Source organism: Streptomyces sp. NPDC090445, from assembly GCF_044769385.1.
GTDB lineage: Bacteria > Actinomycetota > Actinomycetes > Streptomycetales > Streptomycetaceae > Streptomyces.
In genome coordinates, this window is sequence record NZ_JBIVXV010000002.1 from 493,031 (window position 1) to 510,347 (window position 17,317).

19 protein-coding genes, 3 tRNA genes and 1 pseudogene are annotated in these 17,317 nt (G+C 66.8%); 10 read left to right on the forward strand and 13 right to left on the reverse strand.

Annotated elements, in window-relative coordinates; all coding sequences use genetic code 11:
- Window position 1: 1 nt before the first annotated feature.
- The 4 genes from ACIQUT_RS06960 to ACIQUT_RS06975 form a co-directional block, all read right to left on the reverse strand.
- Window positions 2-1,123, reverse strand: a complete 1,122-nt coding sequence (locus ACIQUT_RS06960; RefSeq protein ID WP_403560233.1) for a three-Cys-motif partner protein TcmP — start codon at window positions 1,121-1,123, stop codon at window positions 2-4.
- A gap of 113 nt (window positions 1,124-1,236) precedes the next feature.
- Entirely contained in the window at window positions 1,237-1,992 is a 756-nt protein-coding gene (locus tag ACIQUT_RS06965; protein WP_403560235.1) for a DUF5131 family protein, read from the reverse strand.
- Window positions 1,993-2,196: 204 nt separating this feature from the next.
- Entirely contained in the window at window positions 2,197-2,664 is a 468-nt protein-coding gene (locus tag ACIQUT_RS06970) for an NUDIX hydrolase (protein ID WP_403560237.1), read from the reverse strand.
- 93 nt (window positions 2,665-2,757) lie between these two features.
- A complete protein-coding gene (locus tag ACIQUT_RS06975; protein WP_403560239.1) occupies window positions 2,758-3,240 on the reverse strand; it encodes an NUDIX domain-containing protein in 483 nt (160 codons plus the stop codon).
- Here ACIQUT_RS06975 and ACIQUT_RS06980 point away from each other — a divergent pair.
- Both ACIQUT_RS06980 and ACIQUT_RS06985 read left to right on the forward strand, forming a co-directional pair.
- A complete protein-coding gene (locus ACIQUT_RS06980; protein WP_403560240.1) occupies window positions 3,197-3,580 on the forward strand; it encodes an amino acid--tRNA ligase-related protein in 384 nt (127 codons plus the stop codon). The genes ACIQUT_RS06975 and ACIQUT_RS06980 overlap by 44 nt on opposite strands.
- A 250-nt stretch (window positions 3,581-3,830) precedes the next feature.
- Window positions 3,831-6,098, forward strand: a complete 2,268-nt coding sequence (locus ACIQUT_RS06985) for a hypothetical protein (RefSeq protein ID WP_403560241.1) — start codon at window positions 3,831-3,833, stop codon at window positions 6,096-6,098.
- A gap of 293 nt (window positions 6,099-6,391) precedes the next feature.
- Here the strand turns inward: ACIQUT_RS06985 and ACIQUT_RS06990 are convergent, their stop codons facing one another.
- Window positions 6,392-7,213 carry a class I SAM-dependent methyltransferase gene (locus tag ACIQUT_RS06990; protein WP_403560243.1) on the reverse strand — a complete coding sequence of 274 codons (822 nt, stop codon included), beginning with the start codon at window positions 7,211-7,213 and terminating at the stop codon, window positions 6,392-6,394.
- Complete coding sequence (locus ACIQUT_RS06995; RefSeq protein ID WP_403560244.1) at window positions 7,210-8,517, reverse strand: helix-turn-helix domain-containing protein; 1,308 nt, start codon at window positions 8,515-8,517, stop codon at window positions 7,210-7,212. Before ACIQUT_RS06995 ends, ACIQUT_RS06990 begins: the two co-directional genes overlap by 4 nt.
- A gap of 155 nt (window positions 8,518-8,672) precedes the next feature.
- On the opposite strand from ACIQUT_RS06995, the gene ACIQUT_RS07000 reads away from it, so the two are divergent.
- From ACIQUT_RS07000 to ACIQUT_RS07025, 6 genes are all read left to right on the forward strand, one after another.
- Complete coding sequence (locus ACIQUT_RS07000) at window positions 8,673-8,879, forward strand: hypothetical protein (RefSeq protein WP_403560246.1); 207 nt, start codon at window positions 8,673-8,675, stop codon at window positions 8,877-8,879.
- Window positions 8,880-9,086: 207 nt separating this feature from the next.
- Window positions 9,087-9,221: a hypothetical protein gene (locus tag ACIQUT_RS07005; RefSeq protein ID WP_403560248.1), complete on the forward strand. Its 135-nt coding sequence runs from the start codon at window positions 9,087-9,089 to the stop codon at window positions 9,219-9,221.
- 83 nt (window positions 9,222-9,304) lie between these two features.
- The gene (locus ACIQUT_RS07010; protein WP_403560250.1) at window positions 9,305-10,804 is read left to right on the forward strand and encodes an MBL fold metallo-hydrolase; all 1,500 of its coding nucleotides are present in this window, start codon (window positions 9,305-9,307) and stop codon (window positions 10,802-10,804) included.
- On the forward strand, window positions 10,801-11,670 hold the full coding sequence (locus tag ACIQUT_RS07015; protein ID WP_403560252.1) for a hypothetical protein: 870 nt from the start codon (window positions 10,801-10,803) through the stop codon (window positions 11,668-11,670). The genes ACIQUT_RS07010 and ACIQUT_RS07015 overlap by 4 nt, the downstream gene beginning before the upstream one ends.
- A gap of 46 nt (window positions 11,671-11,716) precedes the next feature.
- A complete protein-coding gene (locus ACIQUT_RS07020; protein WP_403560254.1) occupies window positions 11,717-12,070 on the forward strand; it encodes a VOC family protein in 354 nt (117 codons plus the stop codon).
- A 17-nt stretch (window positions 12,071-12,087) separates the two neighbouring features.
- Window positions 12,088-12,723: a GNAT family N-acetyltransferase gene (locus ACIQUT_RS07025; RefSeq protein ID WP_403560256.1), complete on the forward strand. Its 636-nt coding sequence runs from the start codon at window positions 12,088-12,090 to the stop codon at window positions 12,721-12,723.
- An 80-nt stretch (window positions 12,724-12,803) separates the two neighbouring features.
- Here the strand turns inward: ACIQUT_RS07025 and ACIQUT_RS07030 are convergent, their stop codons facing one another.
- From ACIQUT_RS07030 to ACIQUT_RS07045, 4 genes are read right to left on the reverse strand one after another with little or no spacing between them, the layout of a single operon-like run.
- Window positions 12,804-13,343 (reverse strand): hypothetical protein, encoded by a 540-nt coding sequence (locus ACIQUT_RS07030; protein WP_403560258.1) that lies wholly within the window; start codon window positions 13,341-13,343, stop codon window positions 12,804-12,806.
- A 1-nt stretch (window position 13,344) separates the two neighbouring features.
- Window positions 13,345-13,710, reverse strand: coding sequence for a hypothetical protein (locus ACIQUT_RS07035; protein WP_403560260.1), 366 nt, complete (start codon window positions 13,708-13,710; stop codon window positions 13,345-13,347).
- A gap of 18 nt (window positions 13,711-13,728) precedes the next feature.
- Window positions 13,729-13,965 (reverse strand): hypothetical protein, encoded by a 237-nt coding sequence (locus ACIQUT_RS07040; protein ID WP_403560261.1) that lies wholly within the window; start codon window positions 13,963-13,965, stop codon window positions 13,729-13,731.
- Window positions 13,962-14,207, reverse strand: coding sequence for a helix-turn-helix domain-containing protein (locus tag ACIQUT_RS07045; protein ID WP_403560263.1), 246 nt, complete (start codon window positions 14,205-14,207; stop codon window positions 13,962-13,964). Before ACIQUT_RS07045 ends, ACIQUT_RS07040 begins: the two co-directional genes overlap by 4 nt.
- 434 nt (window positions 14,208-14,641) lie before the next feature.
- Between ACIQUT_RS07045 and xerC the strand changes: the two are divergent.
- Window positions 14,642-16,143 (forward strand): annotated as a pseudogene (xerC, locus tag ACIQUT_RS07050) (tyrosine recombinase XerC); the annotation flags it as partial.
- Window positions 16,144-16,277: 134 nt separating this feature from the next.
- On the opposite strand, the gene ACIQUT_RS07055 reads toward xerC, so the two are convergent.
- The 3 genes from ACIQUT_RS07055 to ACIQUT_RS07065 form a co-directional block, all read right to left on the reverse strand.
- A tRNA-Ile gene (locus ACIQUT_RS07055) sits at window positions 16,278-16,351 on the reverse strand.
- 201 nt (window positions 16,352-16,552) lie between these two features.
- Window positions 16,553-16,625: transfer RNA gene (locus ACIQUT_RS07060), tRNA-Asn, on the reverse strand.
- A 5-nt stretch (window positions 16,626-16,630) separates the two neighbouring features.
- Window positions 16,631-16,703 (reverse strand) — tRNA-Asn (locus ACIQUT_RS07065).
- 145 nt (window positions 16,704-16,848) lie between these two features.
- On the opposite strand from ACIQUT_RS07065, the gene ACIQUT_RS07070 reads away from it, so the two are divergent.
- Window positions 16,849-17,157: a YtxH domain-containing protein gene (locus ACIQUT_RS07070; RefSeq protein ID WP_403560265.1), complete on the forward strand. Its 309-nt coding sequence runs from the start codon at window positions 16,849-16,851 to the stop codon at window positions 17,155-17,157.
- Window positions 17,158-17,317 lie beyond the last annotated feature (160 nt).

Below are 17,317 nucleotides of genomic sequence, written 5' to 3' on the forward strand. Positions count from 1 at the left end.
GTCAGAACAGCACTCCCTGGTCAGGGGCAGCAGGTTTCTCAGGTGGCCGAACGTACGGAAGGACCAGCGTGTCGGCTGTCACCCGGTGCGGGTTCGTCGTGACGGCGGACGCGTCTCGCATCCGCCGGATCAAGTTGGTCACCTGGCCCGGCTTGTAGACCGTTTCCAGCAACGTGTACGTCTTGAGCTCGGCGACGGTCATGCCCTCGGGTGACTTCCCGACGTGCTCCAGCAGAATCCGGCGCAGCGGCTCGGTATTCGGCGCCAGCTCGAGCGCGAGTTGCTGTTGCTGGGTGTCCTTCGGGTCCCGATAGCGGACGCCGTAGTCGCGGTCGACACTCCACATCGCCTCCTTCATCTTCTCCAGGCCCAGCTCGTGCCGGGTGCCGAAGATCAGGTAGAGGACGTGGCTCTTCTCGTCGACCATTTCGAAGGCCAGGGTGTGCGAGAAGCCCGCCCTCCGGAGGGTGTCGCGGTACTGATCGCGAAGGAAGGCGAACTTCTGGCTCGGCGGCTGTTCGAACACTCCATGCCATTGGGTGCCACCGAAGGCCGCGTCACCGGCGCTCCTGTGCCTCTCGTCCCGCTCGGCGAAGCGGGTGAGGAAGGACGGTGCGAAGGTGACCATCACCTCGGTGCTGCGGTGCTTGCCCAGTTCCTGCAGGAGACTGAACGGGATGTCGGGTCCGCCGTAACTATCGAGAAGTACGAAGAGCGGGCTGCCCAGGCAACCCTGCGCGTGAAGCTGCTCAAGCAGGACGGGGTGGCACTCCCCTACATGCGTACTCACATGGAGACGCCGATTGACCTCCGCCGGCTGCCGAGCACGTGCCTTGCCGACCTGGCTTTGCAGCTCGGCTTCCCGCCGCTTATCGTCCTCGACGAGCACCATGCGGATCTGCTTGGGCCGATGCAGGAGTGCCTCGGCGAAGATATCGAAAGCCACGACCGGCGAGCCGGGCTCGCCCTTCGTGTAAACACCTGGGCCAGAGAAGCCTTCCGCATACGTGATGCTGTCGAAGCGCGACAGCAGGATAGGAGCCCAGGGCTGTAAGTACTTCCGCAAGAGGTCGTGCTTCGCACCCGTATGCGGATCCCTGTCCCACACCACGTCCTTGGGCACCGCCACTTCTGCTCCCCCCTGATGCCCGGATGATTACGCGAATCAGGGCAGAGGATCACACAGGGTGCTGGGCTGCGTCATCAGCTCGGACGTCAATGGCTGGTTATCGCTACTTACGAAGCGCAAGCGGGAATCCGGTCGGGCATCTCGCTCCAGATCTGCCCTTCGAGTTCCCGACCGCCCGCCTTCGGGGTCCGCCCTCCCCATTGCTTGAAGAAGAAGGGCACGCCGGCCGCCTTGCACAGGTCGCGGATCTCGATGACCCAGTCCTCCTCGATGGACCGGTGATTCGGGCCGGACTCGCCTCCGGCGATCACCCAGCCGATCCCGTCGAGGTCTAGGCCCCCCAGGGAGCCCAAAAGCGGTTCACAGGACAGGAACCGAACGGCAGCAGGCACGGCTCGGAGGTCGTCAACGCGGTCGAGCTGGTCCGCGCTCTCCACTGATACCCCCATCCACAGGTTGGTCGGCCAGTCGAGCTGGTCGGCCAACCGGCGCAGCCGGAGGGCCCGCTTCGTCAGCAACTGATACGTGTGCTGAGGCGTCTCCGCGATGACCTCGAACACCTGCCTTACGAAGTCCAGAGGGACGCGCGCGTGAAACAGGTCGCTCATCGAGTTCACGAAGACCATCCGCGGAGACTTCCACTGCAGCGGCACCTCGAGGGCGTCCGGATGGAGGGTGAGTCCGAAACCGGGGCCCGAAGTGCGCGGGTCTCCGTCGCTCTGGTACTTGGCCGCGCCCATGGACTTCAGCCGCCGAGATAACGTCAACGCGTAGCAGTTGTCGCATCCGGGCGTGATGCGATCGCATCCCGTCGTGGGGTTCCACGTGGCTTCGGTCCACTCGATGGCGCTGCGGTCGCTCATACTTGCCCTCCCCTGCCTGAAGCGACGAGCGACACCTGAACGCGCCCTGCGTGCGCTTCGATTGATCTGTGTAACGAACGGCGCACCGACCTGGCACGCGACCCGCCCATCATTCCTGGCGCGGCTTAGCCCCGACTAGAGGATCCAGAGGCTCGATCGAATTAAGGGCAGCTTCTGAGACATGGTGGATGCGGTGCCGGCGACTCAGCCAAGGTAGGGGTAGGTGCCGGCGAGGTAGTCGCCGATCTGCTGGCGCATGCTGGCATGGATGTCGTACTGGTCGAGGTCGGCGGGCTGGATGAAACGGACGCCGTCAGCCTCGTCGTTGATCGTGGGTGCGCCTCCCACCGGTCGGCCGGTGTAGGTGTTCTCGTACTGCTGACGGATCTCGCCGTCGGTGTAGGCGACGATGTGGTTCGGGTTGGTGTAGACGCCGAGGAAGCCGGTGATCTCGGCAACGATGCCCGTCTCTTCCAGGCACTCGCGTACGGCGCACTGGGCCGCGGTTTCGCCGATGTCCTGGGCTCCGCCGGGCAAGGCCCACTGGCCGGTATCACGGCGGCGCTGGAGCAGGATGGCGCCGCTGCCGTCGACGATGAGCAGATTGCTCGCGGGGATGAGCGTATTCGCCTTCGGCGCGGTGGGGTCGTTGTAGTACTCGATCCTGCCCATGTGCGGCGGTTCCCTCCAGGTCGGGAGTCCACGGCCGCGCGGCGGCCCAGACGGCTTCGAAGCCTTGTGCGTGACTACCGATCACAGACGTGGTCAGGCGCCAGTTTCCGGCGACTTCCCATGTTCCAAATAGACGGTCAGGCCGTTCGTTCGGGCCTGGATGCCAGCCTCGATTCGGCGCGCGAGGCGGGGGATGGTGAGTTCAGGCACCTGTTGGGTGCGGTGGAAATCGCAACCGCGGAGCTCGTCCGCTTGCAGAGTGATCTGCTGGCGCTGGTCCGGGCTCAGGCGGCCGCCGTCGAAGAGGTAGAGGATCTTGTCTCCCTCTCCGGGATTCGGCGCCCAGTCCACGACGAGGAGGCGGCCGATGTGCGGTGAGATGCCAAGTTCCTCCTGGACCTCGCGTACACAAGCTCCTCGGGGCGACTCCCCCTCCTCAACATAGCCCCCGGGGATGTCGCGGTAGTCCTTGTAGGACGGTTCGACGAGGAGGACTCGATCGGCTTCGTCGAAGAAAAGAGCGCCGGCTGCCATGCGGGGCCGCGCCATCTTCGCCTCGTGCTGGTTCTCGCTCACCGCTCGGACTCTAGCTGCCCACGACCACGCTCAGTCTGCGCGCCGGGGCTGCCCCGGGATAGGCAGTCGCCTTGACGTTCGCTTCGACCTGCTGTCGAAGAGGCTGGAGATCACCGCTGGCGCCCAGCACGAGCACTGCTCCGACATCCTCCTGAAGCAGGCGGAGGAGAAGGGCATGGAGACCGAGTTTATGCCGGACTACCTGAGCATCTTCCGCCGCGGCTGCCCGCCGCACTGCGGCCTCAGCGCCGGCCTCGGGATCCTCATGGTCATACTCGGCCTGGACTTCATCCGCCAGGTGGCCTTCCTCTTCCGCGGACTGAACCGCCTGACCCCCTGACTGGGGCTACCGTGCAAGCTCTCTGCTTCCTATCGCCCAGCTGACCAGGTGGCAGAGAAGACCACGTTGCGTACCCACGTTCAGGCCCGACGGGTCGGAATGCTTGCCTTGGGCTCCAGCACAGCGAGGCACCGCTAAGGACGCTGAGATATGCCAAACCGCGTGCAGAGCTGTCCGCTTGGAGCGACGATGAATCGCGCCCTCACGTCACGCATTACGTGATCAACCGCCTCAAGCAGGAGCCTCAGCCATGCCAGAAGCACCCAAGCCTGACCACGGAGACCTTCCCTCACCTCTTCCGTGGCCTGCTCGAGCTGGGGCGGCTCCATACATTCCCGGCCATTTCTCCGAGCTTGTCGGAAACCTCACGGCCCTGCTCAAGGACATCGACGCGGATCCTCTGGTCGAGAGAACGTTCACCTGGCCAGGTGCCTCTTCTCCTGTCCCGCTGCGTCAGGTGCTCCACTCCACCGGGGGCTGCGGCCTGTTCACCAGAGAGGGCCGCCCCTCGCGTGTTCTCCTCACCCCTGAGGCCAGACACTTCCTGGATACCGGTGACGTCGCCTACCTCATGGCAGTACTCCACGCCCATGTCCGTTTCTTCGGCGAGTTGTTGGACTCGGTGGGCGAAGGCCTCACGTACGACGAGTTGAATCACGTCGCGGCCGGTACTTACGGGCTGAACTGGAAGTCTCTCGACCAGGTGCGCCGACGGGTCTATTGGATGCGCGCCGCGGGCCTGCTCGACTATTGGACTAACGGGAAGATCGTACCGACGGACGATGGTCGGATACTGCTCCGCAAGCTGAGCCTCGTGCGCCCGAGTGACCTGGAGGCACAGAGGCAAGCCGCCAGCCTCTCTGCCCAGCTGCCGAAGCCTCCGCGTCTACTTGCCGAGCATCTCAGTCAGGTAGGCGAGGGAGAGCTGAAGGCGCGCAAGAGAGTGTTGGGCTATATTGCAAGCGGTGCCAACCCGGAGACTCTCCGTCGACTCGTCGACGCTGCGGCAGCAGGACTCTCACGCGGGGAGTTCATTGGTTTCTCCGCTGAAGCCTTCAATGTCAGCAAGTCATCCGCTGAGCAGTCGCTCAGCACCCTCCAAGGCCTCGACCTTCTGGTCCAAGTGGGAGCCGACCAGTTCGCAGCGACGCGCCTGGCAGCGGAATGGCTCCAATCCGGCGAGGTCGTCGACCTTATCCGCCACCTACATCTCAATCTGGCCTTGCTCGGTGAGGTGCTGGACTGCCTAGCAGACGAATCCGACTCGGGCACACTGGTAGGGATCCTGGCCGAGAGGTACCCCACAGTCGATCTCACCAGAAAGGATGTGACTGCGCGCGTCGCGCTTCTGGTTGAGGCCGGACTCGCCGAACGCGTCGGGAGTTTGACGCGTAGGACGGCCCTCGGTACTGCGCTTGCTGGCTCACTGCCTCTTCAGAAGCGCCAGGATATTCAGGGTGATAACGCGCCAGGCGAGTCGGGCACCATGGTGTCCGCGACCGACCAGTGCCCACCCTTGCCCGTTCAGTTGGCAGCAGAAGTCATGAGCTCATCCAAGGACAGCGCGAACTACCAGCGGTTCGAACGGGCCCTGGCGGACGCCTTCAGATACCTCTCGATGGACGTCGAGGTGCACAGCGGGCCAGCCAAGACAGATCTGGTCGTCACACTGTGGCTTTCTCCGACAAGCCGACGGCGCATCGCTGTAGAGGCCAAGACGGACGGTGCCGGTCTCGTGACCGACCACGACGTACGGTTCATGCGTCTCAGTGAACACCGCGCTCGTCATCACGCCGATCACACCGTTCTGATCGGTCCCGACTTCGACACCCGGGTGTTCCGTGAGGCGAGTAAGGAGGAAGTGGCCGTACTGACCGCCAAGCAACTTGCAGACGCCATCGTCCGCCATTCCGAGACCCCTCTCTATCCGCACGAACTCGTTGGATTGCTACTCGCGGGCCAAGCCGATGCACTCGAACACACGTGGAGCGAGGCAGAGCGGCGGACTGAAGCACAAGCACTCGTGGTCAACGCCATGTGGAAGAGTGCGAACGACCCCGCTGACGTTGAGTTTGGTGCCGGCGCGCTCGACGTCCGGGATATCTGGCGGGAGACGAAGTCCTCGCTAGAGACGCCGCTCGACAAGAAGGAAATTGAAGAGGCGCTGGCCTTCCTCAGCAATCCCTGCATTGCAGGCGTGGCACGACGAGGCGGTGACCACACGATCACCGCACCACCAGCTCTGATCGCTTCGCGGCTACGCTCGCTGGCTGCATCGATCGAGGCAAAGGCTTCCGGCGCAGATCCACAATGGGGCACGCCTACGACCTCGATCGCAGCGGTCTCCGACCTCGCGCAGGAGGATACACCGAAACCAGACCACCGATCGGACGATGTCGAGCCAGCACAGGTACGCGCCTGGGCCCAAATTGAAGGACGACCAGTGAACCTTCGTGGTCGACTCCCAGAATCCCTGATCAGAGACTACAAGCGGGCTCACGGCCTATCAGCTGACTGAGACCGGGCACGCCCCCGAAGAGCACTGTCTCAAGCTCAGGATATTATGCGCCCAGCATACGGCGGCACATACTCCGCTGTCCCGAAATCTGGCAAGCCAGCCGCGCGATGGGCGCCGTTGCCACTTTCGGCGAGCAGGTTGTCCGCCTCCGCTTCTTACCATTTCGGCAGCCTCAGTGGTGTGTGCCTGCAGGGAAAAGGCGTCCGGGCTTTCCGGGAAGCGAAGAATCGCGGCTGGCACCTCTCAAGAATGAGGTGTCGGCTGCTGCCTCATCGTCGAGATCTGGTTCACCGTCATGAGTGATGTGCAGTGCAAACGAGGATGCCGCCCAGGCAAGTGATGCGGAAGGCGCCTTGCGTGCGGATGGATTCCTCAACGCGCTCGCGGGCTCGATCGATCGTCTCCCCGAAGGGGACCCCCATCTGATCGGCCCAAGCTTCGTACGAGGCGAGGTGGGCGATCACTGGAGCCGAGTCCGGCACGTCGATCACCCCCGGGAGCGGGATGGACCGGATGTCGGTGAAGACCTCCCCCAAAATGTCGGGGGCATCTTCGAGCGTGAAGCGGGCCGACAGCTGTACCCGGGCGGGGCCCTCCGCGACGCCTAGGACGTCGCCGGCGGCCTGGCGCCAGAGGTCTTCCAGTTCACGCTTGTCGGCGCGGCTGTTGGTGGAGACGAGGGCGACGCCGCCCGGGGCCAGGACACGGCCCAGCTCTCGTACGGCTCGTGGCTGGTCTTCGACGTGGTAGAGCATGTGCATGGCCAGGACGGCGCTCAGAGTGCCGTCGGCGATGGGGATCTGCTGGGCGTCTGCGGCAACTGCGCCGGGGATGCCGGTCAGGATGCCGGGAGAGACATCCATGGGGATCACGGACAGGTCCGGCCGGTCCTCGCGCATCCGCTGGACGAACTTGCCGTTGCCGCAACCCACATCCGCGACAATGCCCTTGAGGCTGGCAAGCTCGTTCACGACGATGCCGGGAAGGTCGTGCCTGGGGGTCTGCCACTGGTAGAGGGACTGGCGGGCCGCGAGGTGCTGACCCGTGCCGTACGCCTTCGTGGAGAGCAGGTGGCGATCGGTCACGGAAAGATCGTCGGTCGGGCGGGTGGTCATCGCGGCTCCGTGGGGTTGCTGGCGAGAGCAGGCCGGGTGGTTGCTTCTCGGATGCGCTCGCGGAGATCGACTACTGGCCACGAGTCACGGTACGGCGCACTGCCGATGGCTGCGTCCAGTTTGCGAAGTCTGATCGTGATGCTCGCGGTGTACTGGCCTACAGCGAGGACTGGGGTCAGCTCAGCGCCTGCCGCTTCCACTTCGCCGTTCGCGAGGTAGGCCGTCGCCAGGTCGAGATGGGCGGCGTTCAGGTCGCCAGGGGACCTCTCCCCGTCGGACCCCGCCTGGTAGAGCTCGACGGCACGGTTGGAGGCCGTGATCGCTTGGCGGATCTGATCACGACTCCCTGTGGTGAGCAGGGTCGTGCCGGTGTAGGCCCACTGCTTGGCCTCCGGGAAGGCGAACACGCCTGGCAGTTCGTCTGCGCCGGCGACACTGCGCGCTTCGTGAGCCCGCCTCAGGGCATGCAGCGCACCTTGGCTGTCTCCTCGGGACGCCAAGGCCCTCGCTTCCAGGCTGAGTAGCCGAGCTCTGATGGTCCCTGGCCCGGTGCCCGCCTCGTAGCCGCTGCGCGCCAGACTGGCGGCACGCTGGTAGTCCCCGGTCCAGTAGGCGGCGAGGGACTGAAAGGACCGTGCCCAGGCTCGCATCCCTTGGTGGTCGGCGATGTCCGCACATTGCAGCGCGGTGCGTGAGTGAGTGGCAGATGAGGTCTGATGGCCAAGGTCGAGGGAGACATGGGCAGCCAGGCCGCACAGCCAGCCGGCCACGACGTAGAGGTGCCGGGTCTGGCCCGGATGCTGGCGTCCTTCGAGTAATTGGAACACCTCCCTTCGCAGGGTGCGGATCTCCGGTACCAGCAAAGCCAGAGGGCGACTAACGAAGTCGTGGGCGAGCCTCTCGACGTCCGCGTCGAGTTGTTCGAGCACCGTCACGTTGACGTTGCTGACAGCCGCGTGTCGGGCGATGCGGGCGGACAGGGCAGCGTCCAAGTCGAGGTCGGCCGCAGCCGCGGAGGGCAAGGGGGTGCCGTGACCACGTGGGGCCAGCGATTCAGCAGTACTCCTCGGGTGTAGCCCGAGCTGGGCCTCATCTCTTACCTCGTACACCCGGCACAATGCAGCCCGATAGTCGCTGGAGGGCCAGGTGATGGCACCGCGCTCCAGTCGGGAGATCCAGTTCGCGTCGAGCTCGGGGTTGCGTCCCGTGTCGGCTTCGACCTGCTCGCACACCCGCTGTGCGGCATGCGCCTGGGTCCACCGCCGCTCGTGTCTGAGCCTGCGCAGGGTCTCGTTCGCCATCATCCCGCCGTCCGCTGGTCGAGTTGGGCGCCGGAAATCCTAGCCGGGATCTGCCTTCCAGGTGCCTACAACGTGCCTAGTGGAATGCCCTGTTGAGGGTCTGGCCAGCAGAGTTGACTGAGCGCATCCCCCGACCAGACCGCCCCGGGAGAGTCTCCGTGATCACCCACGCAACTCCGGTACAGCGCGACATCCGCTACAGCCACCGGGACCAGACGGCGACCCTGTCTATCACGCTCCACCGCCTCGACGGTACGACCGAGAACACAACGCTGGTCCTCTGCCCGGGCGAGGTGGAGCTGCTGCATGCGCAGACGGACAGGGCCATCGAGATGCGAGAGGCCGCGGCAGGGCATCCCACGTGAGTACCCCGGCCGCGCAGTCCCACGGCCCCGACACAGTGGCCGCCCAGTGAGGCAGCGGATCGCCGTGACGATCTACGTGCTCATCTGCACTGTGGTTGTCTGGGCCTGCCTCCTCGCCACTGACCACTGACCTCCCGCCGCCGATCGGCGGCGGGGAGCGGCGGCTGCGTCCGCGCCGCCGGCACACCCGAATGACGGAGGTACCTGATGAACGAAACCAACTCCCAGAACAAGCCGAGCGCGCCGGTGACGGCCGAGGCGGTTCGCCGCCTCCAGCAGCGCGTGGCGGCGTTCGCCGCGACCGGCACCACCAGCAACTCCCCGGTCACCTACCACCGGTAGGTCGAGCCGCCCGCAAGCAGGTGCGGAGGAGGGCGTCCGCTGCCCTCCTCCGCACCTCCACCGATCGCGCAAAGGAGTTCGTAATGGCAGCTGCTCCCGTCGGCCTGGAACTGACCTTCCTGGGCCACCAGACCTGGCACATCACGGACGGCCTCTCGTCCGTCCTCCTCGACCCGATCCTCACACCCGCCTTCGGGGCCGGGAGCCTGGAGTTCGAGATCTGGCCGCCCCGCACCGTGGACACCCAGGGCATGTCCGGTCCGGACGCCGTGATCCTCAGCCACGAGCACCTGGACCACTTCCACCTCCCCTCGCTCGCCCTCCTCGCCCGTACCGTGCCCGTCTACACCGGCACCACCACCCCGGCCGCTGTCACCGACGCCATCGCAGCCCTGGGCTTCACCGTGCACCGCGTGGACCACACTCAGCCGCTGAACGTCGGCGACATCGAGATCACCCTCTACCCCGCTGGAGCCCGCACCCTCTTCTGGGAGAAGCGCGTCTCCCAGCCCCTGTTCCGCCTGGCCGGCAACATCGGCAACGACGTCTTCATCGGCGTCGACGCCGACGTCTCGGACCTCTACATCGAGCAGCTGACACAGGGCGCGCTCGCCCCGCCCCGGCTCGCGGTGGTCTCCAACAACGCCCAGACCGTCCCGTACGGAGCCCTCGGCGCAGACAACAACCTGCTGCCCGGCATGGACGGACCCCGCAACCGCACCACCGGCCTCCAGATCCTCAACGGCCTGCTCATCAACTACCTCAAGCCCCTGGATGGCGTACCGGATGTCGCCCTGTGCGGGAATGGCTTCACCGCGCCCCGCAGCCCTCACGGCCCGTTCCTCTATGCCGACCACAAGGCCCTGGCCGCGACCGCCAACGACCTCCAGCACCTCTTCCGCGTGCACGGTCCACGCCCCGGCGACCGCCTCACCGTCCCGGTGGCCGACGGCCCGGTCACCGCCTCGCGCGTCCCCTGGGTCACCCCCGACCCCGTGGCGGAGAAGTCCGCGCTCGCCGCGCTCGCCGACTTCCTCGAATCCCCGCAGCACGTCGAGCCCACCCCGATCACCCCGGTCCTGGGCAAGGATGAGTGGGAGAAGGCCGAGGCCCTGGTGGCCGAGGAGCTGCCCCGGCTCGCCCGTGAGCTCATCGCCACCCGCACCGGGGCCTTGGCCACCAGCATCCACGACTACCTCGCCGGACCCCTCGGAGCACACCGGGCTGTTCTGCGCCTCCTCGACCCGCCCGGACGGCCTGGCGAGGTCGACATGTACGCCTGGAACATCACCGGCCCCACCTGGGACAAGACCGCCGCGACCAGCCGGGAGGAGGCCATGGCCGCCTACCCCTTCGGCGTCGAGATCTACTTCCAGGACTTCGCCGCCGTCTTCCTCGGCCGTGCCCAGATCTGGGACGTCGTCGGAGGCTCATACCAGGGCTGGCACATCGGGGAGAGCCTCGACTCCCCGGTCTACGCCCTCTTCGCGATCTACGGCGAGCACCAGCGGCCCGACCTCGCCGCCCGCTGCTACGCCCACAGCCTCGCCACGCTCGGCATCGGCCAGGAGACCGCGGCATGACCGCTGCCCCCGCCGGGCCACTGGACGGCGCCACCCGGGCGCGGCCCGACGGGTGGCTCCCGAATCCGCTGACCATTGACCCTGCTGCCGCCGAGCGGCAGGCATACGTGCTCCTCACCCGCCACCACCCAGGTGAGCCCGGGCCAGTGCGCTGCATCACTGCCCGCTACCGCACGGCCGTCTTCACCCTCGGCACCCCGCCCCACCGCATCCTGAAGCACCATGCGGACGAGGCCGGCTACCTCAGCGAGGTCCTGGCCTACGAGCTCCTGCACGGCGAGCACGTCCTACCGGAACTACACAGGTCGTGCGACACCTCCCGCACCCTGCTCGTCGACTACCTCGAACAGTCCGTCCAGCTCACCGCCGCCAACGCCTTCGACGAGCTGATTCGGGCCGTCGCCGTCATCCACACCGCGTCCCTCCGCTGGCAAACCGAGGTGGCGGAAGCGATGGCCCGCTGGGGCGCCGGAAATCTTCTCGACTCACCACCGCCGGAATGGGTCACCCGCGCCGACAACTGGCGGCTTCTTCTCCGGCTCGTCAACGATGCACACGGCTCCAACCACGTGCCGCTCGGTCATCTAGACCTCAAACCGGAACACGTCCGCCGCCGCATCGACGGACAGCTGGCACTCGTGGACGCCGAGACCCTGCGACCCGACATCACCGGCCTGCCAGACCTGATCACCCTGGCGTACATCGCACGCGAGCTGGGGCAGTCGTCCCCGCGCTCGGTACGCCACGCATACCTGCACCACGTACGCGAGCTCGGCGCGCAATGGAACGACGCGGACCTCATACGTGCCCTGACGGCGTTCGCCGCCGCCACCGGCCTTCGTTCCCTGCACGGCGCCCACGAGTGACACCGCAGCGGTACCGTGCCCCTTCCCGACGCAAGGAGTAACCCAAGTGCGCGGTATCCGCACGGTCATGGTCTTCGTCGACGACCCCGAAGCCGCCGCCCGATGGTGGGGCGGCATCTTCCATGCCGAGGTCAAACTCGACGTCAACGGCAGCTCCGTCTATGCCTGGCTGGACCTCGACGGACTCGAGTTCGGCTTCCACCCCGCCTCCCCCAAGGCGAACGCCCACGGGCGAAGCACCGTCCCGTACTGGTCCGTCGAGGACCTCGACACCGAACGCAAACGACTCCTGGAAGCGGGCTGCACTCACCACCGCGGCCCCCTTGATGTGGAGCCCGGCCGGCGCATCTGCCAGCTCATCGACCCGTTCGGCACGGTCTTCGGACTCGACGGGCCTTGACTCCTCGGAGCCCACCCATGCGTCACTGGCCCCTCACCGCCCTCCGCCTCACCACCCCTGATCTCGTCCTCCGCCTTCCCTCGGACGCTGAACTGGACGTACTCGCTCAGGTAGCCGCCGAGGGAGTCGTCCCGGACGGCGCCGTGTACTTCCCGCAGCCCTGGGCGTCCGCGCCGCCGGCCGAGCGGGCCAGGAGCGTCGTACAGAACCACTGGTGGGCACGAGGCGACTGGACCGGCGACAACTGGCGGCTCCTCCTTGCCGTCTTCCGTGACGGTCAGGTCATCGGTCAGCAGAATCTCTCCGCACGCGACTTCGCCACCACCAGGGAAGCCCGCACCGGGTTCTGGCTCGGCAGCCGCTTCCAGGGCCAGGGCTACGGCACACAGATGCGCGCCGCCGCCCTGGCCCTCGCCTTCGACGGCCTCGACGCCGCACGGGTCACCTCTACCGCGTTTGCTGACAACACCGCCTCACGAACCGTGTCCCGCAAGTTCGGCTACCAACCCAACGGCGTCCACCGCATCGCCGTCGACGGCCAGCCTCACGACGCCCATGAGGAAGTCATCGAGGCGGCCGTTTGGCAGAAGTGCCCTCTGCGCGCCTCGGTAGACGTAAAGGGGCTGTCGGCGTGCATCAGCTGCTTTCGATGACTCCGAGCTGTCATGCCACGGCGGCTCAAACGATCAGAAGAGAAAACGTTCCAACTGACCTTCTTCCATGGCCGTGGGAGCTATGCGACGAAGACTTCGTGGCGCATGTGGAGCGTCCGGTACGGAGCGAGGGCGCGGCGGGCCTCGGCGGGAATCGGGCTGCCTGTTGTCGCCATCCGCTCTTCGACTTCCGCGGCCGGCGGCTTGCTGGACAGCTGGCGTTGCTCAACGGGCGGGATGAGGCCAGCGGCAACGGATCGGCGTACGGCCCGCAGCTCGGCCAAGTAGGCGACCGTGTCGTCGGGGTCGGCTATCGGGACAGGGTCGATGTGCCTCTGGAGTAGCTCGACACGGCGAGGGGACCAAGCCCTGAGGATGTCGGTCGGCTCCACGGATCGGTATTGCGCGGTGCGGTCGCCGCCTTGCTGCTCGTAGAAGCGGTCCACGGCGTGGGCTGCGTCCCACCGGACCGATCCCAGGACCGCTGGGACGACGGCAAGGGCATCGCTCCACGGCCGAATCAGCTCGGCAGCCTGCTGAGGCGTGGACATGAGGCGGCGCAAGCGGCTGTCGAACGTACCGGCGTGGTTGAGTAGCGCGGCGACTTCTTGGAGCTCCAATTCAGGCGCCTCCGTCCTGGGTGAGTAGGGCGAGTCCGCCCATGAGGGCGGCGGTGTGGCCACCGGGAGTCGATCGGGTGGTGGGGACGACGTTCTCAGTCCGATTCGAGGGGGGAGCTTGCTGATCCAGGTCGGCCCAGGCCCGGAGCCAGTAGCGGGCGGGCTTGGGAACGTCTCCCGGGGCAGTGCGACGGGCGACGACCTCGACCAACTGCTCGGTGCCGTGGTGCTGAATGGGGCGTTCGAGGTCCTGCTGCTCGCCGGCCCCCAGGTTCCAGTGGATCGGCAGTGCCTCACATTTGAGGGCGTCCGCCAGCTGCCGCACCGCTTCGCTGCCGATGAGAGTGGCGGGCTTGATCGTTCGCACCCCGTGCCGCCGTCTGGTCTATGCAGCGGCTGCTGCGGTGGCCGTGTCCGGCTGGATGCCGAGGACTTCGAGAAGTTCGGCGGTGAGTACGCGCTGCGCCCTTCCGAGTCGGATGGTGCCGACCGGTAGCTCGCCTCGCCTGGCGAGGTCGTAGGTCGTGCTGCGCTTGAGCCCGAAGGCTCGGCCCGCCGTATCGAGGTCGATCACCGGCGGCAGCGCCAGCAGTTCGTCGCGGTTGAGAGCCGAACCGCTCATCGACTGCCCTCCGCTGCGACTTGGGCCGTCAGATCGCCCAGCACCTGGGCGTACCTGAGGGCCGGCTCGCCCCGGGGCGCGCGTTTGCCCTGCTCCCACCGCCAGACCGTGGAGGGGTCGACCTCGCAGAGGGCCGCGATCTCGGCTAGGGACAACCGAGCTGCCAGCCGAGTACGGCGCGCTGCACCCGATATCGCCTCTTCCCTGACACGGGAAATACCCAGAACGTCGACATTGATCATGGCCCGAACGTAGCCCATGTTTTTCCGAATACAAAACTCCGGGTATTTAGCAAAGGCCGCGGCGATGGGCGAAGAATACTGTAGCGAAGCGCACGGTTCGCGAGGCCGAAATTCCGCGCTCCCGGAGCGCCTCACGAGCGGCGCTCCCGACCACTCGCGTAGCCATTCCAGCGCGACTTGACCTTGCCGGGTCGTTGCCTATGATCAGCCGGAGACGGCACTTTTCGCAGGTCAGAGCCGCGGCCCTCGACGCCAAGGCTGCCACGTCACAAAATCCCCATTCCAGCCACCCGCCCACCGATATCGGATTCAAAGAATCTCGACAGATAAGGAAAGACAGGGAAAGACGAGGGCATCTAGGGTCAGATAGCGGAGGCTTCAGCCATGCCCATACGCCGGTCGATATCTCAGAACAGCCAGCACGGAGACAGTGCATGAAGGGCTCGACGTACCGTCGCTGCCATTGCAGGGACGCCGAGACGGGGAAACCCCTCGGCAGTAAATGCCCGAAGCTGAAGCAGCGGCGGCACGGTAGCTACTCGGTGCGGCAGGAGCTGCCGCCGTACGAGGACGGCCGGCGTCGGTCGTTCAGTCGGGGCGGGTACGAAACGAAGGTCGCAGCCCAGGCCGACCTCGACCGGATACGGGCGCTGCTCGCGCTGCCGGACGCGGACGACGAGGAGGGACGGCGGCACATTGCCGAGCTGCTGGAGCTGGTCGCGGACGAGAAGGGGCCGATCCCGGACCTGGAGGGGACGCGGCGGCGGTTCGTGACCGGGCAGAAGCTCACGTCCCGTCTGACGGTGGGCGACTGGCTGGACATGTGGCTGGCGGGCAAGAAGACCCGCAGGACGACGACCAGCGGGTACAGCTCTCACGTCCGCGTGCACCTCAAGCCCCGCATCGGGCACGTGCGGCTCGACCGGCTGAACGTCGGGCACCTGCGGGATGTGTTCGGTGCGATCGCGGACGAGAACGAGGTGATCGCCGCCGAGGATCAGGCCCGGCGTGAGCAGGCAGCCAAGGGCAAGTGGGGAAGGGACAGCAGGCCCCCGGCCGCCGAGCGGGCGCGGCTGGATGAGGAGAAGGCGAAGCTCGCCGCTATGCCGCCCTTTCGGAAGATCACTGGGCCCGCGACCCAGCAGAGCATCCGCCGGATGCTGAGGGCCGCCCTGAACGCCGCCATCGCCCAGCAGCTGCTGACGTTCAACCCGGCGGCCCACGTCGAGCTGGCGTCCGGGAAGCGGCCCAAGGCGCAGTTGTGGACCGATGAGCGGGTGCAGCGGTGGCGCGAGACCGGAGTGAAGCCCAGCCCTGTGATGGTGTGGACGCCGGCTCAGGTCGGCACCTTCCTCGACGCGGCGGAGGGGGACCGGCTGTACGCGTTCTTCCATCTGATCGCGTTCCGCGGGCTGCGGCGCGGTGAGGGTGTCGGGCAGGAGTGGACCGACGTGGACCTGGAGGCAGGGCTGCTGACGCCGGCCGAGAAGATCGTCGTGGACAACTGGGAGGCTTACGAGTCCGCGCCGAAGACCGACGGCAGTGCGGGGACCATCGCCCTCGACAGCGGCACCGTGGAGGTCCTGCGGGCCCACCGAGCGCGGCAGAACCGGGAGCGGCTGAGGTTCGGGGCAGCGTGGCAGGACACCGGGAAGGTGTTCACGCAGGAGGACGGGTCCTGGCTGCATCCGGAGACGGTGTCCGAGACCTTTCGCCGGATCCTGGCGAGCACTGATCTGCCGCCGATCAGCCTTCGTGACCTACGTCATGTGGCCGCGACTCTGACGCATGCCGGTGGCGGGGACCTACACACGATCAAGGAGACCTTGCGGCACTCACGATCACGCTCACCTCTGACACGTACACGAGTCTGTTGCCGGAGGTGGACAGGGCCGCCGCGGAGGGGGCTGCACGCGTCGTGCCGCGGGCACGGCAGGCGGTTGGCTCCGATACCGCCGCTCACGCATCGCTCACGCACGAGGGGGTAAACGACAAGATGCCCCGGCCCGGCAAGACCGGGCGGGGCACCAAGCTGGCAGGTCAGAACGTTTCTTCTGACCAGACCTGCGGTGGGGCGGGTGGGACTCGAACCCACGGCCGACGGATTATGAGTCCGCTGCTCTAACCGGCTGAGCTACCGCCCCTTCACGGCGTGGCGCGTACAAGTGTGCGCGCCGTCTGCCGCAGCATAGCCGCTCATACGATCTCCTGCCTCGGCTGGGCCGTGTGATCGGCTTCGCTGTCGGTGGAGACCGGTTTGAAGGCTGCCCGGTTCCATCGGCGGGGCAAAAGTTTCCGCACACGGGCAAAAAAGAAGAGGACCCCTCGGGGTCCTCTTCCCTCTGCTCCCCCGGCTGGACTCGAACCAGCAACCCTCCGGTTAACAGCCGAATGCTCTGCCAATTGAGCTACAGGGGATCGCGCTCCCCCGACTGGACTCGAACCAGTAACCTGCCGGTTAACAGCCGGCTGCTCTGCCAATTGAGCTACAGGGGATTGCTGCGTTGCACCGAACGGCCCACCTCCGGCCTTGCCGGGGGGCGAGCGCTCGTTGCGAGTCATAGATTAGCGCAAGCAGGGGGGTGCTCCGCCAATCGGTATCGACAGCGGGCCGGGCACCACACGACGAAGGGTGGCAGGCATGCGCTACAAGGTCACGTTCGTGAGCGGAGTGGCCCTCGGGTACGTCCTCGGGACACGGGCCGGGCGGGAGCGCTACGAGCAGATGAAGAAGTGCGTGCGCGGGGTCGCGCAGAACCCGGCCGTGCGCAACGCGGCCGAGACCGCAGGACACCAGGGGCGCCATTTCGCCGGCAGGGCGTTCACCGCGGTGGGCGACCGGGTCGGGGACGTCCTGCCCGCGTCGGTGACGGACCGCGTACGGGTGCTGCGGCGCCGGGCCAACGGTGCCGTCGGCTACGACGACGACTGGGGCACCAGCAACACCTGAGGCGGGCGGGGCAGGCGAGGCGGGCGGGGCGGGCGGCTCAGCCCGGGCGGGCGGGGCTCCCGGCACACCGCCGGCCGCCGCCTGGTCCGCCGCCCTGCCCGCCGCCTGGTCCGCCGCCCGGCCCACCCCCCGGTTCACCGCCGATTCACCGCTGTTCCGG